6 protein-coding genes are annotated in these 10,241 nt (G+C 40.2%); all 6 read right to left on the bottom strand.

Features of this window, described 5'->3' with window-relative positions:
• Positions 1-28 precede the first annotated feature (28 nt).
• The 6 genes from tnpA to FVQ77_10305 all read right to left on the bottom strand — a co-directional run bounded on the left by tnpA (position 29) and on the right by FVQ77_10305 (position 9,966).
• A complete protein-coding gene (gene tnpA, locus FVQ77_10280; GenBank protein ID MBW8050703.1) occupies positions 29-481 on the bottom strand; it encodes an IS200/IS605 family transposase in 453 nt (150 codons plus the stop codon).
• A 306-nt stretch (positions 482-787) separates the two neighbouring features.
• Positions 788-6,100 (bottom strand): T9SS type A sorting domain-containing protein, encoded by a 5,313-nt coding sequence (locus FVQ77_10285; protein ID MBW8050704.1) that lies wholly within the window; start codon positions 6,098-6,100, stop codon positions 788-790.
• A gap of 54 nt (positions 6,101-6,154) precedes the next feature.
• A complete protein-coding gene (locus tag FVQ77_10290) occupies positions 6,155-6,511 on the bottom strand; it encodes a hypothetical protein (GenBank protein MBW8050705.1) in 357 nt (118 codons plus the stop codon).
• Between the two features lie 78 nt (positions 6,512-6,589).
• Positions 6,590-6,769 (bottom strand): addiction module toxin, HicA family, encoded by a 180-nt coding sequence (locus FVQ77_10295; protein MBW8050706.1) that lies wholly within the window; start codon positions 6,767-6,769, stop codon positions 6,590-6,592.
• A complete protein-coding gene (locus FVQ77_10300; protein MBW8050707.1) occupies positions 6,766-6,978 on the bottom strand; it encodes a type II toxin-antitoxin system HicB family antitoxin in 213 nt (70 codons plus the stop codon). Before FVQ77_10300 ends, FVQ77_10295 begins: the two co-directional genes overlap by 4 nt.
• 735 nt (positions 6,979-7,713) lie before the next feature.
• Positions 7,714-9,966 carry a transpeptidase family protein gene (locus FVQ77_10305; protein MBW8050708.1) on the bottom strand — a complete coding sequence of 751 codons (2,253 nt, stop codon included), beginning with the start codon at positions 9,964-9,966 and terminating at the stop codon, positions 7,714-7,716.
• Positions 9,967-10,241: the final 275 nt, after the last annotated feature.

Consider the following 10,241-nt stretch of genomic DNA (forward strand, 5'->3'; position numbering starts at 1 on the left):
GGTTAGCCCTGAAAGGGCGAAACAAGCATCAGTCCCATACATAGCGTTCGTCATACTCCACATTATACTTCTTCAATAGCGCCCTGTATTCTTCCTGAAAAGTAATCTTTTTATGGTGTTCTTTCTGATTTTCTATATAGGCTTTTACCACATCCACCTGGGAATGGCTAACCGAAAATGCGCCATAGCCACCTTGCCAGTAAAAATTTTTTAATGTTTTATCCATTGTTTTCACCCACTTTGAAGAATGTGATTTCACTTCTTCCAAAAGTTTCATTAAGGCGATTTTTTTTGATAACATGCATAAAATATGAACATGGTCTGTATAGCCGCCAATTTTTACAGGATGACATTCCAGGTTTTTGCAGATACCACCAAGATAACCATATAGTTTACTTTGAACAGGTTCATGAATAAGGGGGACGCGGTGCTTTGTGCTAAAAACCAAGTGTATGTAATTTTGAACGAGTGATTGTGCCATAACAAACGTATTTTATGCCTGCCTGCCCGCCATTGCCTGCCTGTTCGGCAGACAGGCATTGTGGCAGGCGGGCGTACCGAAGTCCCCCCGAGTACTCGGGGGAACACAGGTGTGTTGCACCCTTTCAGGGCTATTTATCGTTGTTGTTTGCTTTAACATAGGGCTATACCCTATGTTAATGAGTTACGCCCTTTCAGGGCTATTTGTAGTGCAAAAGTAATGAAAATTTATCTATCAACTAAATTTTAGAATAGAGCCAAAAGTTTCTCCACGGGTACTCGGAGAGAAACTTCTCATTGACAAACACTAATTAACCATCAATTTCCCCGCACCAATCAATCCATCTTTGGAGCGAATTTTGTAAATATAAATCCCCTCCGGCAGGTTTTTCCTGCTGATCACAAACCTATTACCTGTAATGTTGGAAATCTCTTTAACTTTCTTTCCTATAATGTTATACAACTCAAAAGTGTATCTCAACTTAAAAGTTGAGGTACTATTTATCTCAAATGTTGTGGTTGAGCTAAACGGGTTTGGATATACATTAATTGAGATCTGCTTATCATAAATTTTTGAAACATTAGTAGTAATAGAATCAATATTACCAATGGTATTGAAAACCTTGTTGGTGATCACAGGATCGTTAAAGTCAAATATGATCCCTGCATCATTTTCTATTACCGTACCTATGGCATTCCCCGGCTTCTGGTGAATTTTGAATTTTACAAAGCCATGGCTTTCCGGCTCATTCACATTGCTGTCGGGCAATAAAACATTGTTAAAAGTCCATTGTAAAATGTCGCTGCCAAAAATTTCGAGTGTGTATGGATGGCTGCTGGCACCGAGGACGATTGTAGTGATGTCCAGGGTTGCTGATAAGGTGTCCCTGAGCACAATGTTAAAGGCAGTATCCGTACCGGTATTCTGGAAGCGGATGTTATATTCCAGTATATCGGTGGAATCAATGAAATGGAACGTATTGGTCAAACCTTCGGGCCGCACATTTTTATCATTCGGGTCCCATGAAGATACTACAGGACCGCATTCTATATCCACAAAATCATCTGCGTCATCAGTAGGTACCTGGGTTATTTGCCCGGTAATAAATGGAGTCCCGCCACACATCTCTACATTATCCTGTGGATGGCTGTTACCCGGATGGCCTGGTCTTTGGTCGGCTTCTAACCTGATGGTATTTCCGTTGGCAGGCCAGCATACTACCACGCTATCCCCGCCTGCCAGTTGAAAGGCGCCAGTAGAAATTAGCATATTATTTTCATAAATGCGGTACTGGGAAGTTCCCTGCATATCTCCAGTCCCCGGGTCTCCTGTATTGTAAATGGTAAAGCAAGCTAAACTATCGTTCACGCAGCTTCCTTCAACAGATATACTTGAACGATCCCAGGTTGAATCAGCAGGGAAACAACTGCTATCCGGATAAATATGGGCTGTTACACAGTGTGTACTGTTCATTACAGCACTACAGGAAATATTGATCAGTACTACAAATCTTCCACACTCATCTGGTACTAAATTACCTACATCAAAGGTATAGGTATTTCCATTTTGAGTTGTCCATGGTACTAAATAGCCATGAGAAATAGCATAGTTATACCAGGTATGTGTACTATTAGTATCAGCAGTAACTATGTCAGGTAGTTCTATTTCTATATAAGCGTTGGTTGCAACACCTGTACCATTATTACAATAATCTACGACATAAAAGCTGCTAAAGCATGGTCTGTATCCTATATGATTCAGGTCAATTGACAGATCAGGGCAATAAAAATCTGTTTGAACAGTGAAATCAATTGAATCAATCGTATTGGGTGATGAGCCCAGGTTCAGGTTGTAAGTTGGGGGAGACACCGGACAAACCTGGCTTCTGATGTTGTCATTATCAAGAAGTGAGATGGTATAATTGCCGCTATCTAAGTGTAATTGGAAAAAACCCCAATTATTGGTATAAGCATAAACCGCACCGGGATCGGCTCTCACCATCCAGCCGGATAAGCCGTAATCTGAACTATCCATAATGCAGTTGGCATTCATATCATCAAAAACAGAACCTGTGATGAGGTTGGGCAGACAAGGGCTCAGGATCGTAAAGGTGGTATCTCTCATACAGCCATTTGCATCGGTGGCTGTCATCGTGTAGGTTCCAGGATATAAATAAGCGAATGACGACCACCAATTCCAGTAATGAGGCTGCGTATCCCATTGAATTGAATAAGGAGGGGTACCACCGCTGATGCTGTAAGAAACATTGCCAACATAGCCGCAGACGGAAGGGTTGGTTAACGTAAGCGTAATATTAGGTGTTGTTGTGGTTGTAATTATGGCAGTGACGCTTATTTCACAACCGTTGCTATCCTGCACAAAAACAAAATAAATGCCGGCAGACAGGCTGTCAAACACATTGGTAGCGCTCCAGGCAGCTCCGGAATCAATGCTGTACACATAACTTCCTATACCTCCTGATGCAATGATGGTAAAGTTGCCATCATTCGGGACGGCACATCCGACATTTATTATACTTAGGGTTACTATCAGCACTGCAGGTTGAGAGATCGTAGCGCTTGTAGTAACGGCACATCCTGTACTATCCGTTACCGTTACAATATAAGTACCTGGCGCTAAACTATCCGCTATTGGATCGGTCTGTGCCAATGGATCGTTCCATAGATAAGTATAAGGAGCAATGCCTCCAATGGGGGTAACCATTGCAACGCCATTGCTATCGCCATTACAGGATACATCTGTAGAAGTTATGGAGAGTGTAAAAGTTCCGCTGCCGGCAACAACCGCTGTATCAGTAACCGAACAGCCATTGGAATCTGCAATTACTACTGTATAAGCGCCTGCACATAAACCTATGGCAGTATCTGTAGTTTGGAGATCACTCCATAGAAAAGAGTATGGAGGCGTACCGTTTGCAGGCGCTGCTGCTGCCGTGCCGTCACAATTCCCGCATGTGGCATCGGTTGTAGTAATAGTGGTTACGATTGGCAGGGGTTGATTGATAGGAACAGATTGACAAACAGTACAACCCGTAGAGTCGGTAACACAGACCATGTAAGTTCCTGCACACAAAGCAACAGCAGTCTGACCCAAAGCTCCATTACTCCACGAATAGACATAAGGTGGGACGCCACCAAAAGGGGTTGCTGTAGCTGATCCGTCACAATTTCCAAAACAGGTAACATCGGTAGAAGTTATTGCAACAGTAAAAGCCCCGCTATCAGCAACTACTGCTGTATCAACAGCAAAGCAGCCATTAAAATCTGTTACCTGTACGGTATAAGTACCTGCACATAAGCTTGTTGCTGTTGAATCTAATTGGACAGGCGATGTATTCCATAGGTAAGTATAAGGAAGCGTTCCACCGCTGACTGAAACCGTGGCACTTCCGTCACATAAACCACAAATAGCATCTGTTATTGAGGTGGTCATTACGTTTAATGCAGGTGGCTCAGTAAGGGTAATGCTGTCTGTAACCGTACAGCCATTGGCATCGGTAACAACAACAATCATAGTTCCGGCACATAAACCCGGGGAATTACAATCCTCTGTAGTTGCTCCATTCGCCCATGAATACATGAAAGGAGGAGTACCTCCGAAAACTGTCAGGTTTAAAGCTCCATCACAAAATCCGTTGCAGCTTATATTGGTTCCGGTTATGTTTGATATAAGTATTGAAGGTTCCGAAATAATGACCGAATTTGATGTGGTACATAGATTGGAATCAGTAATTGTGACTGAAAAAGTATCAGCACACAATCCGAATATATCCTGGGTTGAATCCCCGTTTGACCAGGAGTAGGTATAAGGAATGGTTCCACCAACAACAATTAGATCTGCAACTCCATCACAAACTCCATTGCAGCTAACATAGACACCTATTATAGCGGTGTTAAGGGCTGCAGGTTGATTGATCGTAACAGATTGAGATACGGTACAGCCCGTAGAGTCGGTAACATACACAGTGTAAGTTCCAACACACATTGCAGAATGCAGTGGCCCGACAAATGCATCAGACCATAGGTAACTATATGGAGCTGTGCCACCAATTGGGTTTGCAGTAGCAGATCCGTCACAATTTCCAAAACAAGTAACATCCGTAGTAGAAGTGATTGTGACAGTAAAAGTACCTGTATCGGCAACCACTGCTGTATTAATAGCAGAACAGCTATTAGTATCTGTAACCTGTACGGTATAAGTACCTGCACATAAACCTGTTGCGGTTTGTGTGGTTTGCAAAGCAGGATCATCCCACAGAAAGGTGTATGGCGCTGCTCCACCGCTGGCTGATGCATTAGCGCTCCCATCGCATAACCCGCAGGTGTCATCGGTAGTAGTTGTTGTAAGGGTGAATGTGCATGCAGCGGTATTTATTATAGCTGCGCCTGCTGCAACGCAGGCATTGGCGTCAGATACGACTACAGTATAGATCCCTGGACAAAGGTTAGAAGCCGTTGGTCCAGTACCACCAGTGGGTGACCAAGAATAAGTATAAAAAGGAATACCTCCTGATACTGTCACGTTTGCAATACCATCACAAGCACCAGGAGCAGATTCATCGGTAGTGATAATTGTTAAGCTTAATGCAGCCGGCTCACTAATTACAACACTTGCAGTATCAAAGCAGCCAATTCCATCGGTTACGGTAACAGTATGTGTTCCTCCTGTTAAAGCTAATGCTATGCTGTCTATCTCCGCATTATCCCACAAAAAAGTATAAGGGCCGCCAGTTACTGCCGCAGTTGCACTGCCATCTGAGCCGCCATTGCAGGAGACATTAGAGACAGTAGTGAATGAAATAGCTATAGCAGCTGGTTCACTAATTACAACACTTGCAGTATCAAAGCAGCCAATTATATCTATTAGAGTTACATTATAGGAGCCTGCACACAAGTTCGTTAAATCCTGAGTAATAGCACCGTTTGACCAGCTATAAGAATAAGGAGCAGTGCCACCGGTTACTGTCAGATTTGCTGCACCGTCACAATAGCCATTGCAGGTTGCATTTGTTCCAACGATTGAAGCCGTTGGTTCACAAAATACAGTTACTACCATTGAGAGCGCATCAGAACAGCCATTATTAGTATCGGTAACAGTTTGCGTAACGGTATAAGAGACGCAGGAAGCATAAAAATGTGTTGGATTTTCCAGCGTAGAAATGGTAGCATCCCCAAAATCCCACGAATAGCTTGCTCCCGGTGTTCCTGTATTGGTGAATGAATAACTGTTGCCGGTTAAGCATTGATTTCCATTATAAGTAAAACCGGCAGTTGGGCTTGGATACGCAACTATACTTTTGAACATTGTATCCGAACCAAAACCATTGGATACTATCAGCATTATGTTATAAGTACCAGAAAGATAAAAATGAACAGAATTTTGAGCCGTATCCATTGGACTTCCATCCCCAAAATCCCATAACCAGGAGGTTGGAGCATTTGTGGATGAGTCAGTAAAATTGACTGTAAGCGGTTCACACCCCGAATCAGGGTTGGCTGAAAAATTTGCTACCGGTGCCTGGGCTGACGCGTAATTGCTGCTCAATAAGGCAAGCCCTAAAAAGGCTGCCAATACGGAGTAATTTCGTTTAGTTTTCATGATAGTAATAATTTAAGATTTTATCAGTAATATTATGCAATATACAAAAATTTTTTAAACCGCAAGTGGTTTGAGCTTTTTTACTAATTTTTCAATAGACTTTGCGTTTTCTATGACAGTTTCTGGAGCAAGCCAATTCTCATAAAAATTTTGATGCAGGCTATTAGCAATACTAAAATGATTCAATATGGGTTTATCATTAAGTTCTTCAGAAAGTTTTACAATATATTGATTGATAGCCGCATGTGATCGCAAATTTTTACCACGCTTAAAAGCAACAGCCTTAATGATCTGAGACGTAGCCCCCCATAATTTCTCTGAGGCCTGCACGTAATCTTGCTTATCAAGGAGGGTTTTTGCGTCATGCAAATATTTTCCGTTTAATTCAATATATTTATTTCTGTTTTTCATTACTATAATTTAAGTAAAGATACAAAAGTTTTGAGTTGATTGCAAGTTTTTGGGTAATTATTTTAATTTAACATTAACTTACTTAATGCCCAATTGCTTTCTAATTATTCTACAAAGAGTTTCTTTAATTTCCGGATGACGAGGCACATAAGATTTTTTGCCATTTATTGCGTTAACATATAGATCATGCTTTGTACCATGTCTTTTCAGATAACATTCTTTTTTAACCAATTCACGAATAAAATTACCACGCTTCATACTTCTAATTCAATCTGCTTTTTTTTAACTTCAGAATGTAAAGATTCCACTTCATCTTCATCTTCAAGTATCATTTGATAGACATCCCGAATATTATCTTCCAATTCCTCTAAAGTTTCACCCTGGCTAAATATGCCTGGTATCTCTTTGAGCTTTCCTACATACCAATTATCATCCATCCAGTATTCAAGTGTAAATTGTGTTGTCATAATCAATAGAATTAATGTTTTTACTAATTCAATACACGAAAGTTTTTGTTACTATAATTTAAGTAAAGATACAAAAGTTTTGAGTTGATCGCAAGTTTTTGAGAAAATAAATTTAATTTTTGAGTCCACTCCAAAAAGCATGCACTGAACGAAGTGAACGTGTTAAAAAAGAAAAAATGCCACTAACCCCGCACATAAATTTTAGATTAAAGGGTTTTCTCTACACACTCTGTTTATATGCGGGGCTTGGGTCTTTAATCTCTCTCTCTCTACGGCAGTGCGGGTTTCAGGGGGTTTGGTGTTTGTGAGGTGGTATGTTTGAGATGTAATCATAGTGTAAATATAGTAATTATTTTAATTATCTTCCTCGTCCAAATCACCCCATAATTCTTTTATGAATTTCCGATAGCTCCAGATAAAATATCTTTCGACTCCCACCCAAAAGGCTATAATAAGAATTGTAGCGATAATTAATGTTAAAGTATAAGACATAATATAAATTATCTCAATAGTTATTTATGCAACTAAGTAGTAGTGATAATTTAAACGAAAATTTGGGATTAAGGTTAGGTGAAATTATATTTTTTCTTCCAATCATTTTTTAATTCACTACCAATTTCAGAGTTTTAGTAAAATTTAGAGATTTAGTGGCAAAACTTTTTGTCCCGTCTGTCCTCCTGAGTAACTCGGGGGGGGCAGTACCCGGGATTGACAGATACTATCTATTATCCACCATCAACTCAATTTAATAGTAATAGCGCTTCCCTTCAGCGCCCTTATTCCCGGCCGCTGTGATTGTTCAACCACCCTGCCTGTTCCCTCATAAAAAACTTTTAGCCCTTGATTTTCCAGGTTATAGATCGCATCTCTTAAGGTCATGCCCCTGACATCAGGTACCAACCCTTTTTTTATTGGCTTATTTTTCAACTGGATGTAAGTACCTTTATGAACTGCTTGTACCCATTCACCATTAGGCGTGCTAACGCTTTGAGCGGTGGTATTTTGTAGAGACGTTGCCTGGTAGAGACGCCCAATTTGGTCGTCTCTACCAGGCAACGTCTCTACAAAATGCCTGTCGCCCTTATGTGCAATCTCTAATTGATCGCAAATAAAATTTAAGTCGTGGTAATTTCCTGATCTGACTACAGGGAATATTCCTTTATTTACATCTTTGATCTGTTTGAGTGACTGATGCATGTTAATGTCTGTTGCATAGACCTTATCAGCCAATTCTTTAAAGACCGGGGCAGCAACCTGCCCTCCATACTGTTTGGAACCTTTGGGATTATCTATTACAACAATGCAACTGTATTTAGGGTCACTGGCAGGAAAATAGCCCACAAATGAGGTATAATAACTTCGTATGTATTTGCCATTCTTTATTTTTTGTGCTGTGCCGGTTTTGCCGGCAATCTTATAGTTTTTATTCTTGATATTTTGAGCTGTTCCCCGTTCTACAACACCTTCAAGCATTTTTTTAACAATATTTAAGGTTTTAGCAGAGCATATTTTTTTGTGAAGGATGTCTGATTCAAATTCTTTCAATGTCTTATCAGCTCTCATTGTCTTTTTTACGATCAATGGTTGGATAAACTCCCCATCATTTGCAACAGCATTGTAAAAGGCGAGCATTTGAAGCGGGGTGATCTTTAATTCATATCCAATAGACATCCAGGGTAATGAAATGCCACTCCAGGTAGGATCTGCGGTTTGTTTTATTTCCGGTATCCCTTCTCCCTTTATTTGAAATCTCACAGGAGAAGCTAAGCCAAATTTATGGATATAATCAACAAATCTTTGAGGATTTTTGCCAAAATGGTTATTTACCAATCTTGAAACACCAATATTGGATGAATATTCAAAGGCTTGCTGAACCGTGATCTTGCCAAATCCACCGGGTTTATTATCTGGCATTATCCTGTCATAATACTTAAACTTGCCACTATAAGTGTCAATACTGTCAGTGGGAGAAATTTTTGAATCTTCAAAAAGAGCGATCATTGAAGCAAGCTTAAAAGTAGAGCCGGGTTCAGCCATGCCTTGATCAGCTACTGCGTAGTTATAGGTTTCAAGGTAGTTTCTTTGCAAGGGAAGGACATGCTTGTCTCCTGCATTTGCTTTGTTTTGTATAGGAGCAGAACGATATTTTCTCAAATTCACCATCGCTTTTATTTCTCCTGTTGCCACCTCCATCAGGATCAGGCAGCCATAGTCAGCATCATTGCTAACTAATGCTTTCATAAGGACAGATTCAGCCAGATCCTGCAGGTTTATGTCAATGGTGGTATGAATATCAATCCCTTCAACCGGCCGGGCTTCTGCGCTGTTGTGCAACGGTTTCCAATGACCGCCTGCTATTTTTTGAAACAACGCCCTCCCGTCTTTTCCGGCTAAGTCGCTGTTAAAGCTATACTCAAGCCCTCTCACACCTTTCTTCTGTTCATTAATATAGCCTATTGTTATCCTGCATAGATTTCTGAAGGGATAAAATCGTTCATTTGTTTTTTCAAAGAACCCCCCTCCGCCAAGTCTCCCTTCTCTGAAAACAGGCCATTTTGACATTATCTTTTGAGCCGGATGATCAATTTTTTTTGTGTTTAACCTGATATATTGTTTTTTCTTCACCCTTGCAATTTTAATTTTTCTTTTGTACTGTTCAGGTGACCTGTCTTTAAAAAAGCCGGAAAGCAAGATACACAATGAATCAATATCCTGTTTGTATAATTCGTCACTGGCAATGGTTGGATCAAAAGCTACTTTATAAAATGGTAATGAAGTTGCAAGCAAGCTCCCATTATCAGAATAAATATTGCCCCGGGTTGCTTTGACTACCCTGTCTTTCAAAACAGGTGCCGTTCCAGCTTCCTGCCATTTGATGCCCTCAATGTATTGTATCTTAATAACTTTATACCCTATGGCAACGGCAAAAGAAAATACAAACAAAAATGCAATACGGGCTCTGAATAGTATGGATTTTTTTATGCTCATGAAAAAATATCAGTTTAAATAAAACGATAAAGCCGTGCCACGCCTGCCCCCAGTTTAACCACTAATTACACTAATTTCACTAATTATTTATTACAAGTAAAAAGTAAAAAGGAAAAAGTAAAAAGTAAAAATTCACTTTTAAATTAGTGGAAATTTGTGTAATTCGTGGTTATATTCTTTTTTTCTTTTCTAATTTTCTCTTTCTTGTCTTAAATAACCGCTGTTCTAATTTGCTCACTGCAAAGTTATGCAACGGAAGAAACAATCCGGCAAGC

This window comes from Cytophagales bacterium, from assembly GCA_019456305.1.
Taxonomy (GTDB): Bacteria; Bacteroidota; Bacteroidia; order Cytophagales; family VRUD01; genus VRUD01.